Raw genomic sequence first — 17361 nt, forward strand, 5'->3', positions numbered from 1 at the left:
CGGAAAGGAAGAGCGAAGTCCATGGCGGAGAGCGTCTCGGAGATCTCGAACAGCCTGGTCCCCCTGGGGCGCCAGCAGGCCATGGTGTTGCTGGAGGCCGGCTACCTGTGGCTGGACATGGGGCAGTTCGACAAGGCGAAGGAGATCTTCGCCGGGGCCGCGGCGCTGATGCCCAAGAGCGAGGTGCCGCAGCTGGGGCTGGGCGCCGTGGAGTTCGCGCAGGGCCGTCACGACAAGGCGCTCCAGGCCTACCGCTCCGCGCAGCGGCTGGCCCCGCAGGCGTCGCTGCCGCGCGCGCATGTGGGCGAGGCGCTCCTGTTCCTGGGCAAGGTGCCAGAGGCGCTCAAGGAGCTCAAGGCGGCCATCGACCTGGAGCCGGAAGGTGACGGGGCGCGTCTTGCGCAGGCGCTCCTCCAGGCGAAGGATGCGGGAGTCCTGCCTCCCGCGAAGAAGTAGGGGCAGGGGAGGTTCACCCATGGCTGTCGGTGGCGTTGGACGCGGTGGAGGGAAGGGGCGCGCCGGTGGCGCGAAGGGGCCGTCGTCCGCGGCGCCCGCGGGTGGGGCTTTCGGCGCCCGGGTGGACAAGGCCGAGTCTCTCGTCGGAGTCTCCGGTCTGGTAGGCTCCAGCAACGTCCAGGGCCCCCAGGCCGCGGACCCGGTCGCCGCGCAGGCGATGGCGATTGCCCGCGGGCTGAAGAACGGGGGCTTCAAGAGCAAGGAAGAGGCGACCCGGGCGTTGGTCGCCGAGGTCCTGAAGGAGAAGCTGCGCATGAAGTCCTCCTCCCTCACCACGAAGATTGCGGACGCACTGCAGGATGACCCGCGGCTGAACCAGGTTCTCGAGCGGCTGTGGTCCAAGGCCGAGTGAGCAGCGCTTGCCACTGGGCGACGACAGACAGGCCATCCTCACGAAGTACGGCCCCTACGTTCGGTCCCTCGCGGCGACCGTGCGCAAGCAGTTCAACGCCCAGCTGGAGCTGGACGAGCTGGTGGCGTACGGACAGATAGGCCTGCTGGAGGCCGCCGAGCGCTTCGACCCGAAGGTGGGCGCCAACTTCCTCACCTTCGCCCACTACCGCATCAAGGGCGCCATCTTCGACGGTCTTCGGAAGATGGGCGTCCTGCGGGGCTCGGACGCCCGGACGGCGTATGTCGGGGAGCGGGCGGCGGCCTATTTGGGGAATTTGTCGGACCGCGAGTCGGGCTCAAGCAACCGCGGCAGCTCATTCGACGATGATGTCAGTGACATCTCGGATGCTGTGCAGGGGCTGGCGATGGTGTTCGCCTCCAGCCTCGAGGGTGCGGACAGCGCGGGCTACACCGACGAGTCCCTGCCGGTGGACATCCGGCTGGAGCAGGAGCAGCTGAAGACGCGGGTGCGGGCGGCGATCGAGAAGCTCCCGGAGAAGGAGCGAAAGCTCCTTCAGGGGTACTACTTCCAGGGCAGGACGCTGGAAGAGGCGGGGGCGGAAATCGGGCAGTCGAAGAGTTGGGCGTCTCGGCTTCATGCGCGCGCCATCGACCGGCTCAAGGAACTCTTGAACGAGGAGGAGGAACTTCCTCCGACCTCGACGGATGCAAGGAGGCTGTCACATGGCGGGTCCGATGGCGGGCATCTCCGCGGCGCAGGTGGCGCAGCAAAAGCTGCAGGATCAGGGCGCTCAGCAGACGACGAAGCAGGGCGCGTCGAAGTTCGACGGAGTTCTCGCTGACAAGGCGCAGGGCGCCGGTCAGGTGGACGCCGCGCAGGGCGTGAACAAGGCCCAGGCGACGCAGAAGACGGACATGGTCCGTCAGGTGGAGACGGTCAACAAGACGGAGAAGGCGGGCCTGAACAAGGTCAACGCCAACGCCGCCCAGCCCGTGTCCGCGAAGGCGGCCGAGCCCGTCGCCGCGAAGACGGAGACCGGCAAGACGGCCAAGGCCACCGACATGATGGAGCAGGTGCTCGGCGACCTGGAGAAGGGCCAGGGCAACCTGGAGAAGATCATCTCCCAGGCCGCCAGCGGCAAGCAGTTCTCCAACGCGGAGCTGCTCTCCCTGCAGGCGTCCATGTATCAGTACACCCAGCAGCTGGACCTGACGAGCAAGGTGGTGGAGAAGGCGACCACCGGTCTCAAGGACGTCGTCAAGACGCAGGTCTGAGTCCGTCCACCGTCCTTGGTGGCGCTTGACGAAGGGCGGCTCCTCCTGGTTGGAGGGGGCGCCCTTCCGCGTTTTCCGAGGCCCTAGTAAGCTCCCCGTGCCCATGATTCGCCGACCGCAAGCGTTTGTCGCCCCGCTCCTCGCCCTCGTGCTCGTGACGGGCTGTCACATTGAGCTCCAGCACGAGCTGAGTGAGGCGGACGCCAACGAAATCTACGTCCTGCTCAGCAAGAACGGCATCAACGCGAAGAAGGAGAAGGAGGAGGGCGGCAACGAGGTCCGGTTCATGATCACCGTGCCCAAGACGGATGCCGCCGAGGCCGCGGAGCTGCTCAAGCTCAACTCGCTTCCGCGTCCGGTGGAGAAGGGCCTGTCCCACTTCGCCAAGGGAAGCATGGTGCCCACCGCCACGGAGGAGCGCGCCATGCTCCTCAAGGCGATGGGCGGCGAGGTCTCCAACGCGCTCAACCAGATCGACGGCGTGCTGGAGGCGCGCGCGATCGTGAGCGTCCCGGAGAACAACGACCTGACGCAGCCGGAGAACAAGCCGATGCCGTCCGCGTCGGTGTTCATCAAGTTCCGGCCCGGCGCGGAGGGCAAGCCGCCCATCGACGTCAACGCGGTGAAGGCGTTCGTCGCCACGGCGGTGCCGGAGATGAAGCCGGACGCGGTGACGGTGCTGATGACGCCCGCGCTGGGACCCAAGGCGGAGAAGACCGACGAGAACCGGCAGCAGGACGTGCTGGGTCTGCGCATGACGGCCTCCAGCGCCAGCCAGTTCAAGGTGATGATCGCCGGAGCCTTCGCGCTCATCCTGGGGATGATGGGCGTCACGGCGTGGTCCATCATGCGCGGGGGCGGCGGCAACGCCCCCACGGCGCGTGGCCCCCGCCCCCGGGTCCGCCCGCCCGAGGCCTGACCGGTTCCGCGCCCCCCTTCGAGGGGGCGCCTTCTTTCCTCCCAGCGGGCGTCGGTGGGGCCCGCGAGGTGACGTTTGGACTCGTTCTTCACCTCGCTCAACAAGCGCCAGAGCATGCTGCTGCTGACCGCCGTGACGTTCGGCGGGCAGGAGAGCCTGGGCGCGATGGAGCACCTCCCGACGGAGGAAGGTGAGCTCCTGCGCCACCGCGCGCAGGAGATCCTCCAGATTCCTCGCGACAAGCGCATCCCGGCGCTGGTCCAGGAGATCAAGCGGCTGGTGAAGGACCGCCGCGGGCAGCTGTGGACCGCGGAGCCGGAGCGGCTGGCGGCGCTGCTGCAGCGCGAGCGCGGGGCGCTGGTGGAGATCGTCCTGCGCGCGCTGCCCGCGCCCCTGGCGGAGGCCGTGCGAGGCCACCTGCCGCCGCCTCGGGTGAAGCTGACCCGCGAGGTGCGGCCCCAGGTGCTGGACATCGTCCGGTGGAAGCTCGAGGAGGCGCTGGCGCGCGAGACGGGCGACTCGCAGTCCGCGGGGTTCAAGTTCTCCGACGTGCTCCTGCTGACGCAGCGCGAGCTGTTCACGGTGTGCGACCGGTTGGGCGCGCGCGTGCTGGGGCCGGCGCTGGCGGGGCTTCCCGACGCGGAGCGCGAGGCCCTGTTCGAGCCGCTGCCTCCGGACCTGAAGCTGCTCGCCTCCAAGTCGGTGGCGGCGAACGCGCCGCGCAAGCTGCCCGAGGAGGACGCTCGCGCGCAGCTGGAGCAGCACGATGCGCTGAGGAATCCGGCGGGCTCCATCCGCAGCGCGGGCGTGCAGCGCCTGGTGCGCGCGTGCGTGGCCCAGTCCGCGGAGTTCGCCGCGCGCATGGTGGAGAAGTACCGGGGCGAGTTCGGCGGGCTCATCGCGAAGTGGCTGCGCGAGGAGCGAAACCGGCAGCCGGCGCGGGGCGATGGTGGCCGCACGGACATCGTCATGGACCTGGAGCGGCTCGCCTCGCGCGGGCTCATCGAGCGCCCGGTGCGCCTGGCCACGCCGCCCCCGCCGCGTCAGTCCGCGGTGCTGCCGCCTCCGCCCGGCGCGCGCAAGGCCGCCGCTGCCGCCGCTGCCGCACGTCCCGCCGCGCCGTCCTCGGGGCGGGATGCCGCGCCTCCCGCGGGGCGGGAGGGTGCGAGTCCGCCGCCCCGCGAGCCCGCTGCCGCGCGCCCCGCTCCGGGGGCTCCCAAGGCCGCGCCCGGACAGGGTGGGACGGTCTCTCGTCGTCCTCCTGGCGCGGCGCCCGCCGTGCGTCGCGACTTCATGGCCGAGCGCGCCGCAAGGAACGCGGGCGCCATGTCCAGCCGCGAGGGCTCGCGTGTCGCGCGCCCCAAGGACGGGGCCTCGGATGGCTCGGCGATGCATCGGCTTCCGCCGCGCCGCGACCCTGGGGCCTCCCCGGAGGCCACCGGGGACCACCGGGAAGCCCGGCGAGACCCCGCGGCCCCGGCGGCCCGCAGGGAGCCGTCCGGAGCCGACCCCCGGTCCGCTCGACCTGGAAGGGTGGATCCGGAGGGTGCCCGCATCGGACCGCCTCCGTCGCGCCTGGGACAGGGGGGGGCTCGTCCTCGTCCGTCGAGCGCTGCCGCGGGCTCGCCCGAGGCCCCGGCGCGTGCTCGCATCGGACCGCCTCCGTCGCGCCTGGGAGGCCCTCGCCCCTCGAGCGCGGCCGCTGGTGAGCCCCTGCCTCCCGGTGCCCGAGAGCGTTCCCGTGTGGCGCCCGACGCCGAGGGCTCGCGGGTGGCGCCCGCGGGGGATGGCTCGCGGGTGGCGCCCGCCGGTGATGGTTCCCGTGTGGGGCCAGCCGCCGGGGGCTCGCGGGTGGGGCCTGCCGGGGGCTCGCGCGTGGCGCCTGCCGGTGATGGCTCGCGAGTCGGGCCCGCGGGTGATGGCTCTCGTATCGGGCCCGCCGGGGGCTCGCGCGTGGCGCCTGCCGGTGATGGCTCGCGAGTGGGCCCCGCGGGAGATGGCTCTCGTATCGGGCCCGTCGGGGGCTCGCGGGTGGCGCCTGCCGGTGATGGCTCGCGAGTGGGGCCCGCCGCTGGGGGCTCCCGGGTAGCGCCCGCGGGCGATGGCTCACGCGTGGCGCCCGCGGCCGGCGGCTCGCGCATCCAGCGCCCCCCCGAGGCAGGGTCCCGCGTGCGGCCTCGTCCCGAAGCCCCCGAGGCCCAGGAGGTCTCGCGCGTGTTCCGCTCGCGCTCGTCGGTCTCCATCGCGGCGGTGCGCCCCGAGCCCCCCCGTGAGGGTGGGCCGGAGCGGCCTCCTCGGGTGCTGGTCGGGCGGGCTGGCACCTCCGCGGGGCAGGCGCCCGCGGGCGGGCAGGAGGGGACGTCCGTGCAGCGCAGGCCACGTTCACCGTCCGGGACGGACGACTCTTCGTCCTCGGGCTCGGGCGGGCGTGGACCTCGCGGCGGAACGCGCTAGCATCCGGCCCGCAAGGAGCGGCGCATGGCGATCGGCAAGGTGATCAAGGGAGACGGGACGGCCGAGCCGTCCGTCGTGTCGGAGCGGCCGGTGTTGCGGCCTCCGCGCGCGGGGGTGATGAACGCCGAGGTCTTCGAGGCGCGCCAGGGCGCCCAGGGCATCCTCGAGGAGGCGCAGCGCGAGAAGGAGCGCATCCTCGCGGAGGCGCAGCGGGAGCGTGAGGCGCTCCTCGTGAAGACGCGCGAGGAGGGACGTCAGGAGGGGCTCGCCCAGGCCACGGAGATCATCCTCCGGGCGAAGATGCAGGCGGGGGAGATCCTGGCCACCTACGAGCAGGACGTCATCGCCCTGGGGCTGCGCGTCGGGGAGAAGATCATCGGCCGGAGCCTGGAGAAGGACCCGGACCTGATGCTGGAGCTGTGCGCGGCGGCCATCGACAACCTGCGCAGCGCCCGCTCCATGGTGCTGCGGGTTCATCCCAAGACGGCGGCGGTGCTGCGCGCGAAGAAGCCGGTGTTGATGGAGCTCATCGGTCGCGCGGTGGACCTGGCCATCAAGGAGGACCCCGAGGTGGCCCCGGTGGGCTGCATCGTCCAGACGGAGTTCGGCACGGTGGACGCGCAGCTGCCCACGCAGTTGGAGATGCTCCAGAGCGTGCTCTTGCCCGACCAGAACGGCCCGAAGGAAGGCCCGGCGTAGCCGGGACGGGAAGGAGCCCACGTCCATGGCCATCGACCTCTCTCGTTATCTCGACCTCATCAAGGACGCCCAGACGGTCCGCGTCCGCGGCCGCGTCACCGAGCTGACGGGCCTCATCATCAAGGCGAGCGTCCCCAACGTCCGCGTGGGCGAGCTGGTGCTCATCAAGAGCCGCGCGCGCGGCGCCGTGAAGGCCGAGGTCGTCGGCTTCCAGGGCGACGAGGTCATGCTCATGCCCCTGGGTGAGCTGTACGGCATCGGTCCGGACAGCGAGGTGATTCCCACCGGCAAGCCGCTGAGCATCAAGTGCGGCGAGGCGCTCCTGGGCCGCGTGCTCAACGGCATCGGCGAGCCGATGGACGGCAGCCCCCTGCCGGACGAGGGGCTCATCGACTGGTCCGTGGACCGCGACTGTCCGGACCCCTTCACGCGTCAGCGCATCGAGCGGCCGCTGCCCCTGGGCGTGCGCTGCATCGACGGACTGCTCACGGTGGGCGAGGGCCAACGCGTGGGCCTCTTCGCCGGCTCCGGCGTCGGCAAGTCGACGTTGATGGGGCAGATCGCGCGCAACACCAAGGCCGACCTGTGCGTCGTCGCCCTCATCGGCGAGCGTGGTCGCGAGGTGCGCGAGTTCATCGAGGACGCCATGGGCGAGGAGGGCATGAAGCGCTCCGTGCTCGTGTGCGCCACGTCCGACCAGCCCAGCCTGGTGCGTCTGCGCGCCGCCTACGTGGCCACGGCCATCGCCGAGTACTTCCGCGAGCGCGGCGGCAACGTGCTCTTCATGCTCGACACGGTGACGCGTCTGGCGCGAGCCCAGCGTGAGATTGGCCTCGCGGTGGGCGAGCCCCCGGCGCGTCAGGGCTATCCGCCGAGCGTGTTCTCCATGCTGCCGCGCATCCTGGAGCGCACGGGCAACTCGCAGAAGGGCAAGTGCACCGCCATCTACACGTGCCTGGTGGCCGGCGGTGACATGGAGGAGCCCATCGCGGACGAGGTCCGCGGTATTCTCGACGGTCACTTCATCCTCAACCGCGCCCTGGGCGAGCGAAACCAGTGGCCCGCCATGGACGTGCTCGCCAGCCTCAGCCGCGTGATGAGCGGCATCGTCTCCAAGGAGCACAAGAAGGCCGCGGGCAAGCTGCGCGAGACGCTCTCCACGTACGAGAAGCAGCGCGACCTCATCCTGCTGGGGGCCTACCAGTACGGCACGGACCCCCGCACGGACTACGCCATCGACAAGTACGACTCCATCATCGACTTCCTCAAGCAGGACACCCACTCGAACTCGGACTTCGAGGACACGGTGGGCCAGCTGGTGGGGCTGTTCGACGAGTGAGGTCCACCCTGGAGGGTGGGCTTGGGGCCCCCTGGTCCGCTGGACGGGGGTGCACCTCCGGGAAACCGGGGTAGGATGGGGACACCATGCCCCCGTACCGGTTGCAGACCCTGCTGGACATGCGGACCCGGGCCAAGGAGGAGGCCGAGCAGGCCTTCTCCGACGCCATCAAGGCCCTGGAGCGCGAGAAGGTGGAGCTCCAGCGTCTGATGGACGAGCTGGAGCGGCGCAAGCGCGAGCGCAAGGAGAAGGTCGCCGCCTACCTCAAGGAGATCATGGCCAAGGGTGCCGGCATCAACGGCATGAACATGATGGGCCGCTTCGAGGAGCGCCTGAAGGACGAGGAGGCGCAGGTGGCGCTGGAGGTCGAGCGTCAGCGTGAGGCGGTGAAGGTGGCCGAGCGCCTGGTCGAGCAGCGGCGCCGGGAGATGGCCGAGGCGGCCAAGGAGCTCAAGGCCATCGAGAAGCACAAGGAGACCTGGCAGAAGCAGGTGAAGCATGAGCGCCAGCAGCGCGAGGAGTTGAGCCAGGAGGAGATTGGCAACGCCTTGTTCCTGGCTCGGCAGCGCAAGTAACCTGCCGCCACCCCATCCCTCGGGAAAGATGTCATGAGCCGTGTCGACGACGACCGTGAAGCAGCGCGCCTGGCCGAGCGCATCATGCAGGAGAAGAAGCTCGCCGAGGGCCAGGCCAAGAAGCGCCAGGAGGGCACGTCCGCCTTCCAGAAGCTGATGCAGCCGCAGGCGCAGCCCCAGGCGACGGCCCCCACCCAGACGCCGCAGACGCCGGGAGGCCTGGCCCGTCAGGTGCTGGCCAAGGCGACCCAGCAGGGGAAGACCTTCGGCGAGGCCCTCCAGCAGCCGCCCCAGATGGGCGGCAACCCCGCCTCCACGCTGGCCCAGACGCAGCGTCGGGCGGACACGAACACCTCGGAGGCCCGCTCCGGCTCGCGCGCCTCGGACGCCAAGGAGACCCAGCGCACCTCCGAGGGGCGGGAGAAGGACCTGGACAAGGCCGACTCGGCCCTGGGGCAGGTCAGCTCCGAGCGCGGCGCGGCCATCCGCGCGGACGCGGACGCGGGCGGCAAGGGCAGCGGCGGCGGTGGCAAGGAGGACAAGAAGGGCGGCGGTGGCACGGAGATGGGGGCGGGCTTCCGCTTCAACCCCGCGCTGATGGCGCCGGTGCCGGTGGCCAAGCCCAAGGACACCGCGGGCTCCGAGCGGCTGCGCGCCATGGCGAGCGAAATCGCGCAGAAGATCGTCGACCGCGTGCGCGTGGGGACGAACGCCGCGGGCCTGGCCGAGTTCCAGATTGATCTGCGCGGGGACGTGCTCAACGGCCTGTCCATCAAGGTCAGCGCGCGCAACGGGAAGATCTCCGCCACCTTCAGCGGCACCAACCGTGACGTGCTGAAGATGCTCGAGGAGCAGAGCGACGGGCTTCGCACCGCGCTCGGGGGCCGGGGCCTGAAGCTCGAGACGGTCCGCTTCGAGGCGAAGACATGAGCGTGGAGCCGGAGGACGAGTCTCCGGGCGTGCACGAGCGCACGATGCTCGTGGACCTGCGCAACCTCAAGCCCGTCCGTCCTCCTCCCGAGAAGGCCGGCGCGCCGGAGAATGCGGAGCCGCGTCCCGAGAAGGCCGAGCGGCCGGAGAAGGTCGCGCGGAGCGCCTGGCGTCCCTTCACGTTCAAGGGGCTGGAGAAGGTGTCGCGCGCCCAGGGGCAGCTCGCCGAGCGGCTGCGCTGGCTGACGCCCAACGAGGGGACGCTGACGGGCGTGTCCGCCCGGCTCAAGGGGCTCTTCGACGCGGAGGTCGGCCTGTCGCTGGAGTCCGTGCAGGTGCGGCCCATGGCGGAGCTGCGCCGCTTCCTGGGGGACCCGACGTTCCTCGCGGTGCTGGCGCCCGGGGCGCTGCCGGGGCGGGCGGTGCTCGAGGTGGAGCTGGCGCTGGCGCACACGGCGGTGGACCTGCTGTTGGGCGGCGCGGGCGAGACGGTGGGCTTGAGGCCCCTGACGGACATCGAGGAGGGCGTGATGGGCTACGTCATCCTGGAGGCGCTGCGGGTGCTGGTGCCCGCGCTCCAGGCCGGCGTGCCTCGCCCGAGGCTGGACGGGGTCGCCCGGGGCGTGGACGAGGTGTCCGCGCGCCTGGGGGACGACGGGCCGATGTTGACGGTGCACCTGAACGCCACGCTGGGACCGCACGGCGGCATGGTGCGGCTGGTGGTGCCGGCGGCGGTGCTGGAGGCGGCCGAGCCCGCGGTGGAGAGCGCCCAGCGGCGCGCCCGCGTCAAGGCGGACCTGGCGGCGAACGCGGGCCGGCTGTCGGCGGTGCGCGGGTGGCTGCGGGCGGAGATTGGCACGGCGGAGCTGACCGGCCAGGACCTGGCGAGCCTGCGCGTCAAGGACGTGGTCCTGGTGGACGTGCTGTCGGCGCGGCCGGACCGGGGCGAGCCGGGCACGGCGCAGCTGCGGCTGGGCGCGGGGCGCTCGGGGCACGCCGAGGCCGAGGTCTTCGTCGAGGACGGGCGCTACCAGGCGCGCATCACCCGCATCATCCCCGGGGAGTCGGGGAACCCGCGTTCGGCCACCGAGGAGGGTGGGGGGCGGGACGAGGAAGAGGATTTCACCAACCCGGAGCTGGACGTTCCTCCGGAGCTCGAAGGGGCGCCCTTGGACGACGTGAACAAGCCGGACGGAAGCGACCTGCTGGGCGACGTGCCGCTGCAGATCGCCGTGGAGCTGGCGCGCATCCCGGTCACCGCCGAGCAGGTGGTGGGCATGCGGGCCGGTCAGGTCATCGAGCTGAGCCGGGGCCCCGGCGAGCCGGTGGAGCTGTCCATCAACGGCAAGGTGGTGGCCCGCGGTGAGCTGGTGGAGATGGAAGGCCAGCTCGGCGTCCGCGTCACCACGTTGGCGAGCTGAGCACCTTCGCGAGGACTGGAAGCAAGCGGGCTGCCAGACGGGGCCCGTGGCGGTCCTCCGGCCTTTGAACTAGCCTCGCCCCCAGCCATGGCAGTCCTCCGCAACCCCCTCCCGCGCCTGACCCTGGGCGTCACGCTGCTGCTCGCGCCCGCGTCCGTGTGGGCGCAGGCGCCCGCGCCGAGCCCCTCGCCCGTTCCCGCCGCGCCCACTGGGGCCGCGGTCAGGGACGCCGTGGCGCCGCCACAGGCAGGGCAGGGCGCCCCGGCCGCGCCTTCTCCTGCCTCGCCCCCCGTCTGGGAGGACCCGTCCATCAACGCCGCCGCGGCTGCGGAGGCGGAGCCGGAGAGCATGGGCTGGATGCTCGTGCGCACCCTGATGGTCCTGGGCGCGGTGGTGGCGTCCATCTACCTGACGTTGAACGTGGGCCTTCGCCGGCTGATGGGCCTGCAGTCCACCTCGACGGGGCGGCAGACGGTGGTCTCCGTGGTGGAGCGGCTCCCCCTGGACCCCAAGCGCGCGCTCTTCGTGGTGAAGGCCGCGGACGAATACCTGTTGGTGGGCGGCGGCGAGGCGGGCCTGCAGTTGCTGTCGAAGCTGGATGCGGAAGCCGTCGAGCGCATCCGGGCACAGCGCCCGCAGACGAACGTGGTTCCCCTCAGCCCTTTCCTCCAGAAGCTCCTTTCCCGTCGCTCCGGGGGCTCGTCGTCCGAGCCCCCTGGCGCCTGATGGCCCCCTTCCCGTGAACGCCCTGACACCCGCCCTCCCTCGTCTTCCGCGCGTCGCGCCCTGGCTGTTCGCGGCCGTGGTGTCGCTGCATCCCTTCATCGCGCTCGCGCAGAAGAAGCGCCCGGGCGGCATCCCCGACTCCGTCGCCAACGAAGCGGTGAGCGCCGACACCTTCACCTCGCGCCCCCTCGTCCTCATCCTCGCGCTCGCCGCCATGGGCCTGGTGCCCTTCGCGCTGATGATGGTGACGAGCTTCGTGAAGATCTCCGTCGTCCTCTCCATCGTCCGCTCGGCGCTGGGCACCCAGCAGATTCCGCCCACCCAGGTGATTACGGGCCTGGCCGTCATCCTCACCGTCTACATCATGGCCCCGGTGGGCACCTCCATGTACCGGGCCTCCGAGGTGGACATCTGGGACACCGGCGGCGCGGGCAACTTCTCCTCCGCCAAGGTGGGCACGCTCCTGGAGGGCGCCGACCGCGCCAAGGAGCCCCTGCGCGCGTGGCTGATGAAGAAGGTCACCGTGAAGGACCGCTCGCTCTTCTACAACCTCGCCAAGAAGATGCGCACGGGTGAGGACCGCGACTCGGTGAAGAGCGAGGACTTCATGGTCATCATCCCCGCCTTCGTCGTGTCCGAACTGAAGGAGGCCTTCCAGATTGGCTTCCTGCTCTTCGTCCCGTTCATCGTCATCGACATGGTGGTGGCCAACATCCTGCTGGCGCTCGGCATGCACATGCTGTCGCCGACCACCATCTCCATGCCCTTCAAGCTGCTCCTGTTCGTGCTCGTGGACGGCTGGTACCTCATCGCCAAGGGCCTGGTCGTCGGCTACCTGTAAGAGGAAGGCACCCATGAACCAGCTCACGTTCATCACCCAGGAAGCGCTGTTCCTGGTGCTCGTGGTCTCGGCCCCGCCGGTGTTGATGAGCCTGTTGGTGGGCTTCATGATCTCCCTGTTCCAGGCGACCACGCAGATCCAGGAGCAGACGCTCACCTTCGCCCCCAAGGTCATCATCGTCTTCGGGGTGCTCGCCATGACGGGCCCGTGGATCGGCGGCCAGCTGGTGCGCTTCACGTTCCACGTCTTCGACCGGTTCCCCGCCCTCATCAAATGAACGCCGCGGAACTCGTGTCCGAGCTGGCTGCCCGGACCAACTTCTCCGCCGCCATCTTCACGGTCGCCCTGCTCATGTGCCGGGTGATGCCCGTGCTCATCTTCAGTCCGTTCCTGGGCGGTGAGGTGGTGCCCACGGAGATGAAGATGGGCATCGGCCTGACGCTGGCCATCGTCCTGTATCCGTCCATCGCGCACTCGGTGACGACCATCCCCCTGAGCGCGCTGCCGTACATCGCGCTGATGGCCAAGGAGATCTTCATCGGCTTCTCCATGGCCTTCGTCGTCAACGGCGTGTTCGAGGCCGCGCGCATCGCCGGCACGCTCGCGGACACCATGTCCGGCAGCAACAACGCCCAGCTCTACGTGCCGCAGCTGGGGCAGCAGGTCTCGCTCTTCTCCAACCTGAAGGTGCAGCTGTCCGTGGTGCTCTTCCTCACCCTGGACGGCCACCACCTGGTCATCCGTGCCCTGGCGGACAGCCTCACCACGGTGCCGCTGGATGGCTTCCCGCGCTTCAGCCAGGGCTCGTGGACCTTCTTCGACGTGCTCATCCGCGTCTTCGCGGACATGCTGCGCGTCAGCCTGGCCCTGGCGGCCCCCGCCACGCTGGCCGCGTTCCTCACCGACGTGGCGCTGGGCGCCATCAACCGCGTGGCGCCGCAGATCCAGGTGTTCTTCATCTCCATGGCCATCAAGCCGCTCGTCGGCGTGCTCATCACCTTCCTGGTGTTGGGGACGTTGATCGGCCGCATCCAGGACGAGCTGGCCCACATGCTGAAGGTGCTCCACGACGCCCTTCGGCTGCTGGCCTAGCGCCCACGGGAACCTCGCGCCCATGTCGGACGATAGTGGAGACAAGACAGAGGAGCCGTCGCAGAAGAAGCTCGACGACTCTCGCAAGAAGGGGCAGGTCTGGAAGAGCAAGGACCTGAGCGGCGTGGCGGTGCTCGTGGTGGGCCTGGCCGCCGTGAAGGCGACCTGGGACAACCTCGAGAAGGAGATCTCCAGTCTCTTCCTCTTCAGCTTCGACCACGTGGCGCGGGGCGGAGACCTGGCCGACGCGACGGGCCAACTGCTCTACCTGGGCGTGCGGGCGCTGCTGCTGGTGACGCTGCCGGTGCTCCTGGGGGGCGCGGTGATTGGCGGGCTGATGGAGTTCCTGCAGGTGGGCTCCCTGTTCACCATGGACCCGCTGATGCCCAAGCTGGACAAGCTCAACCCGCTGGCCGGGTTGAAGAACATGTTCAGCAAGAAGTCGCTGGTGGAGCTGCTCAAGAACCTCATCAAGATTTCCGTCACCGCCTACGTCGTCTACGGCGTGGTGCGCGACGCGATGCCCATGGTGCTGGAGACGGTGCGCCAGGACACTCACACCATCATGGTCATCATGGGGGAGCTGGTGACACGCGTGGCCGCGCGCGTGGCGCTGCTCTTCGTCATCTTCGCCATCTTCGACGTCTGGTGGCAGCGCAAGTCCTTCATGAAGGACATGATGATGTCCAAGGACGATGTGAAGAAGGAGTACAAGGAGAGCGAGGGCGACCCGCATCACAAGGCCAAGCGCAAGGAGTTCCACCAGGAGATCATGGAGGGCCAGCAGATGGAGGCCGTGCGGGACGCGGACGTCATCGTCACCAACCCCGACCACGTGGCCGTCGCCCTCAAGTACGACCGGGAGAAGGACGGCGCCCCTCGCGTGCTCGCCAAGGGCGTGGACCACAAGGCCGAGCGCATCAAGGGCATCGCCCGCGAGCAGGAGGTCCCCACGCTGCGCAACGTGCCGCTGGCGCACGCGCTCCTGCGGGTGGAGGTGGGCCACGAGGTCCCGGAGGAGCTGTACGACGCGGTCGCCGAGGTCCTCAACTTCGTCTACGAGCTGAAGAACGGCGCCCCCCAGGCCCCCGCGGCCCGCGCATGACGGGGTGGGGTGGGGCTACAATCGCCGGGACTTCGCGGAGCTGCCCATGAGTGACGACGCCGAAATCGCCATCGCGCTGAAGTACGACAAGGAGAAGGACGGCGCTCCGCGCGTGGTGGCCAAGGGCCTGCGGCTCAAGGCGGAGAAGATTCGCGCCATCGCCAAGGAGCATGGCATCCCCGTGATGCGCAACATCCCCCTGGCCAACGCGCTGTACCGGGTGGACGTGGGCCAGGAGGTGCCCGAGGAGCTGTACGACGCGGTGGCCGAGGTCCTCAACTTCATCTACGAGCTCCAGCGGGAACAGGCCGCCTCGGGCGGCAGGTAGGCGAGGGGGGCTGGACGGCCCCCCCCTGTCTGGGGTGTGCTCCGGAATCGACGATGGCCAGAATCAACAATCAGCCCCCCGGTGGACCCCAGTGGCCCTGGGGGGGACCCCGCAGCGTCCGTGAGCGGCTGGTCGACCCGTCCCAGGTCGACCGCAAGAAGCTGCGCAAGACGGGCAACCCCAAGAACCCGGCGCTCGCGTCCGCGGCGCTGCTGGACTTCATCGGTCCGGCGCACTCCTCGGAGGAGCTCCGCCTGCCCCTGCCGCCGCACCCCGGCGGACACGAGGCGGACCTGGAGGGCTTCAGTGACAGGCCCCACCTGGCCAGCGTGGCGGGGCGGGGGAGCGACGAGTCGCGCCACCTGCTGGAGCGCGGCCTGTCGCGCATCAACGCCTCGCCGGACCGCCTGGAGCGCCTCAAGGCCCTGCTCCAGCGCGAGGCCTCCATGCTCACCCTGGTGGACCAGGTGAACGAGGAGACCAAGGAGATCATCCGCCGGATGTGGGCGGAGCAGAAGGACGAGGGTTACTAGCGCCATGCCGGAGGACCCTCAGGACGAGGCGCAGCTGGCGGCACGGCTGCAGCGTTGGGCGGACGGCAAGTCCACGCTGCGCGAGGTGCGCGGCTACTCCAACGACGAGCTCTACGCCATCGCCAAGACGGCGTACTTCTTCTTCTACCAGGGGCGCATCAACGAGGCGCGCACGCTCTTCCAGGGCCTGTACGCCGTCAACCCCACGGACGGCTACTTCGCCAAGGCCCTGGGCGTGGTGGAGATGGCCGCCGGGAACGGGCAGGGCGCCCTGGCCGCCTTCGACGTGGCCGCCAAGCTGTCCCCGCAGGACCCCTCCGTCTACGTGGGCCGCGCCGAGGTGAAGCTGGCCCTGGGTCAGAAGCAGCAGGCGCTGGAGGACCTTCGCCGCGCCGCGGCGATGACGCCCCAGGATGATCCCGTGGTGCGCAAGGCCGGCGCCATGGTGACGGCGCTCACCCGACGTTGAGTCCAGCACGCTCCGGCGTCCGGCTTCGGCCAGACGCCGGGTAGGTGAGCCTGGAACAGTCTGCTAGGCTCGCCGGGTTCACTCACCCCAACCCTCTTTGTGGAGAGGTGGAGAGTCATTCGATGAGCACGCAGAAGGCGAAGATGGGCGCGCTGCCGCCAGAGCCCGCGGCGCTGGTGGAGAAGCGCGAGAAGCTGCTGGCGGAGCTGGAGACGCAGTCGAAGACGGCCCAGGGCACCTTCCTCCAGGTCGTCCGCACCATGAAGATGCTGGTGTCGTCCACCACGCCGGGCGCCCCGTTCGACGAGCGCCTCTACGGCGACGTGTCCAGCGCGCTCGAGCGCTTCATGGCCGACCCCATCCTCCCGGTGCCTCCCGCGTTGGGCATGGTGGTGACGTACCTGTCGGAGCGCCTGAACACCTACGGGATGACCATCCAGAACGCCGTCAAGGAGGCGAACCCGGAGATGCACGCGAAGCTCGCGTTCACGCCTCCGAGCGCCCAGCCGGCCCCCGCACCGGCGGCTCCGGCCGCCGCGGCCCGCGCCCCCGCCGCCAAGGATGGCTTCGAGAGCGGCTCTTCTCGCCGGGCCCTGGCGCTGGACCCCGAGGCCAACCCCCCTCCGCCCGCGGCGGACCCGAAGCAGGAGCAGCAGAAGCTGGAGGGTTTCAAGGCCTGGATGAAGAACCCGAGCCTTGGAAAGATCAAGGGTTAGGCCTGTTTCCGGAGGGGACCCGGGACGGGCGGATAAGCCGGAAATGATCCGGATAATTCGCAGGAAACTTCTGGCCCCCTCCCCCGATAATCTTTTTGTAGCCGCCGCTGCACTTCACCTCGCAGCACTCACGAATTAATCACAGGAGAACGTCCATGAGCATCTCTGCCAACTTCAACGCCGCTGCGAGCAGCATCCTGGCCGGTTCCAAGGCCTCCAACGACATGATCGCGGCGGCCCCGAAGGATCAGCAGCCGTTCCTCCGCGCGCAGGAGCAGATGCAGCGCGAGGCGAAGCTGGTGGAGCTCATCTCCAACTCGATGAAGGCCATCGAGAAGATGCAGAGCGCCATCACCAGCAACATGCGCTAATTCGGTTCAGCGCTGGTCGCAGCACCCTGGCCTCGCAACAGCTCTCCGAGCTGCTGCGGGGCCGGTTCATTTCTGGCCGCCGGTGGACACGCGGCCCTCGAGCGTCCGAAACTTTCCGCGCCGCTCCACGAGAATTCCTTCAACCCTACCTTTTGGAGAAATCCATGGTCGCTCCCGTCAATGGCGGTCCCCGCTATACCTCCTCGACGCAGAAGACCGCGTCCGAGTCTTCCACCCAGACGCCGTCGGATCCGGCCGCGGAGCGGGCCAAGCAGCAGGCCACCATGGATGGAATCCGCAAGAAGGACCCGAGCAAGCTGACCGGCGCGGACCGCGACAACTACGCGAGCGCCCTGGGCACGGACAAGATCCTGGAGAACAAGGCGTTCCTCGGCTTCTTCCCCGACTCCGTGTCGGAGACCATCGCCAAGAAGCTGGACGAGGACGTCGCCAGCTTCATGAAGCAGAACCCCAACGCGTCCCTGAAGGACATCGACAAGCACGTCGACGACCGCTTCAAGGCGCAGATGTTCAGCGCGGTGGTGGCCCAGAAGGGCGTGGACATGGCCATCGCCAACCTGAAGAAGCAGTTGCAGAAGACGCGCGACGGCTTCGACGATTAGCTCGCTCGGCGTCTCCTGACTGGTGGGCCTGCTGGAGGCGGGCTAGACTCCAGGCCGCCTCCATGTTCCGCCCCG

General features: G+C 69.8%; 22 protein-coding genes. All 22 read left to right on the forward strand.

Going from position 1 to position 17361, the window contains the following annotated elements; translation table 11 throughout:
- Positions 1–21 precede the first annotated feature (21 nt).
- The 22 genes from K8640_RS08355 to K8640_RS08460 all read left to right on the forward strand — a co-directional run bounded on the left by K8640_RS08355 (position 22) and on the right by K8640_RS08460 (position 17286).
- Positions 22–456: a tetratricopeptide repeat protein gene (locus tag K8640_RS08355; protein ID WP_046712699.1), complete on the forward strand. Its 435-nt coding sequence runs from the start codon at positions 22–24 to the stop codon at positions 454–456.
- Positions 457–475: 19 nt separating this feature from the next.
- Positions 476–868, forward strand: coding sequence for a hypothetical protein (locus tag K8640_RS08360; RefSeq protein WP_223746588.1), 393 nt, complete (start codon positions 476–478; stop codon positions 866–868).
- A gap of 7 nt (positions 869–875) precedes the next feature.
- Entirely contained in the window at positions 876–1712 is an 837-nt protein-coding gene (locus tag K8640_RS08365; protein WP_223746589.1) for a sigma-70 family RNA polymerase sigma factor, read from the forward strand.
- Complete coding sequence (locus K8640_RS08370) at positions 1594–2145, forward strand: ATP-dependent helicase HrpB (RefSeq protein WP_223746590.1); 552 nt, start codon at positions 1594–1596, stop codon at positions 2143–2145. The genes K8640_RS08365 and K8640_RS08370 overlap by 119 nt, the downstream gene beginning before the upstream one ends.
- Positions 2146–2248: 103 nt before the next feature.
- Positions 2249–3064 carry a type III secretion protein gene (locus tag K8640_RS08375; protein WP_141333049.1) on the forward strand — a complete coding sequence of 272 codons (816 nt, stop codon included), beginning with the start codon at positions 2249–2251 and terminating at the stop codon, positions 3062–3064.
- Positions 3065–3139: 75 nt separating this feature from the next.
- Positions 3140–5518 (forward strand): hypothetical protein, encoded by a 2379-nt coding sequence (locus tag K8640_RS08380; RefSeq protein WP_223746591.1) that lies wholly within the window; start codon positions 3140–3142, stop codon positions 5516–5518.
- 24 nt (positions 5519–5542) lie between these two features.
- The gene (locus tag K8640_RS08385; protein WP_141323013.1) at positions 5543–6217 is read left to right on the forward strand and encodes a FliH/SctL family protein; all 675 of its coding nucleotides are present in this window, start codon (positions 5543–5545) and stop codon (positions 6215–6217) included.
- A gap of 25 nt (positions 6218–6242) precedes the next feature.
- Positions 6243–7556, forward strand: coding sequence for a type III secretion system ATPase SctN (gene sctN, locus K8640_RS08390; protein WP_141323014.1), 1314 nt, complete (start codon positions 6243–6245; stop codon positions 7554–7556).
- A gap of 86 nt (positions 7557–7642) precedes the next feature.
- On the forward strand, positions 7643–8131 hold the full coding sequence (locus tag K8640_RS08395) for a flagellar assembly protein FliH (RefSeq protein ID WP_046712706.1): 489 nt from the start codon (positions 7643–7645) through the stop codon (positions 8129–8131).
- A gap of 33 nt (positions 8132–8164) precedes the next feature.
- Positions 8165–9061: a flagellar hook-length control protein FliK gene (locus tag K8640_RS08400; RefSeq protein WP_223746592.1), complete on the forward strand. Its 897-nt coding sequence runs from the start codon at positions 8165–8167 to the stop codon at positions 9059–9061.
- Positions 9058–10482, forward strand: coding sequence for a type III secretion system cytoplasmic ring protein SctQ (gene sctQ / locus K8640_RS08405; protein ID WP_223746593.1), 1425 nt, complete (start codon positions 9058–9060; stop codon positions 10480–10482). The genes K8640_RS08400 and sctQ overlap by 4 nt, the downstream gene beginning before the upstream one ends.
- An 87-nt stretch (positions 10483–10569) precedes the next feature.
- Positions 10570–11208 carry a flagellar biosynthetic protein FliO gene (locus K8640_RS08410; RefSeq protein WP_223746594.1) on the forward strand — a complete coding sequence of 213 codons (639 nt, stop codon included), beginning with the start codon at positions 10570–10572 and terminating at the stop codon, positions 11206–11208.
- Positions 11209–11221: 13 nt separating this feature from the next.
- On the forward strand, positions 11222–12049 hold the full coding sequence (gene sctR / locus K8640_RS08415) for a type III secretion system export apparatus subunit SctR (protein ID WP_223746595.1): 828 nt from the start codon (positions 11222–11224) through the stop codon (positions 12047–12049).
- A gap of 13 nt (positions 12050–12062) precedes the next feature.
- Positions 12063–12326: a flagellar biosynthesis protein FliQ gene (gene fliQ / locus K8640_RS08420; protein ID WP_223746596.1), complete on the forward strand. Its 264-nt coding sequence runs from the start codon at positions 12063–12065 to the stop codon at positions 12324–12326.
- Positions 12323–13141: a flagellar biosynthetic protein FliR gene (locus K8640_RS08425; RefSeq protein WP_046712712.1), complete on the forward strand. Its 819-nt coding sequence runs from the start codon at positions 12323–12325 to the stop codon at positions 13139–13141. The genes fliQ and K8640_RS08425 overlap by 4 nt, the downstream gene beginning before the upstream one ends.
- Positions 13142–13163: 22 nt before the next feature.
- On the forward strand, positions 13164–14246 hold the full coding sequence (gene sctU / locus K8640_RS08430; protein WP_223746598.1) for a type III secretion system export apparatus subunit SctU: 1083 nt from the start codon (positions 13164–13166) through the stop codon (positions 14244–14246).
- A 46-nt stretch (positions 14247–14292) separates the two neighbouring features.
- Complete coding sequence (locus K8640_RS08435; protein WP_141323021.1) at positions 14293–14574, forward strand: EscU/YscU/HrcU family type III secretion system export apparatus switch protein; 282 nt, start codon at positions 14293–14295, stop codon at positions 14572–14574.
- Positions 14575–14627: 53 nt separating this feature from the next.
- Entirely contained in the window at positions 14628–15107 is a 480-nt protein-coding gene (locus tag K8640_RS08440) for a hypothetical protein (protein ID WP_141323022.1), read from the forward strand.
- Positions 15108–15111: 4 nt separating this feature from the next.
- On the forward strand, positions 15112–15576 hold the full coding sequence (locus K8640_RS08445; RefSeq protein ID WP_074957228.1) for a SycD/LcrH family type III secretion system chaperone: 465 nt from the start codon (positions 15112–15114) through the stop codon (positions 15574–15576).
- A 122-nt stretch (positions 15577–15698) separates the two neighbouring features.
- On the forward strand, positions 15699–16292 hold the full coding sequence (locus tag K8640_RS08450; protein ID WP_223746599.1) for a hypothetical protein: 594 nt from the start codon (positions 15699–15701) through the stop codon (positions 16290–16292).
- A 155-nt stretch (positions 16293–16447) separates the two neighbouring features.
- Positions 16448–16663 (forward strand): hypothetical protein, encoded by a 216-nt coding sequence (locus K8640_RS08455; protein ID WP_223746600.1) that lies wholly within the window; start codon positions 16448–16450, stop codon positions 16661–16663.
- Between the two features lie 164 nt (positions 16664–16827).
- Entirely contained in the window at positions 16828–17286 is a 459-nt protein-coding gene (locus K8640_RS08460; protein ID WP_223746601.1) for a hypothetical protein, read from the forward strand.
- The last annotated feature ends 75 nt before the right edge of the window (positions 17287–17361 follow it).

This window comes from Myxococcus sp. XM-1-1-1 (assembly GCF_020037095.1).
In the GTDB taxonomy this organism is placed as follows: domain Bacteria; phylum Myxococcota; class Myxococcia; order Myxococcales; family Myxococcaceae; genus Myxococcus; species Myxococcus fulvus.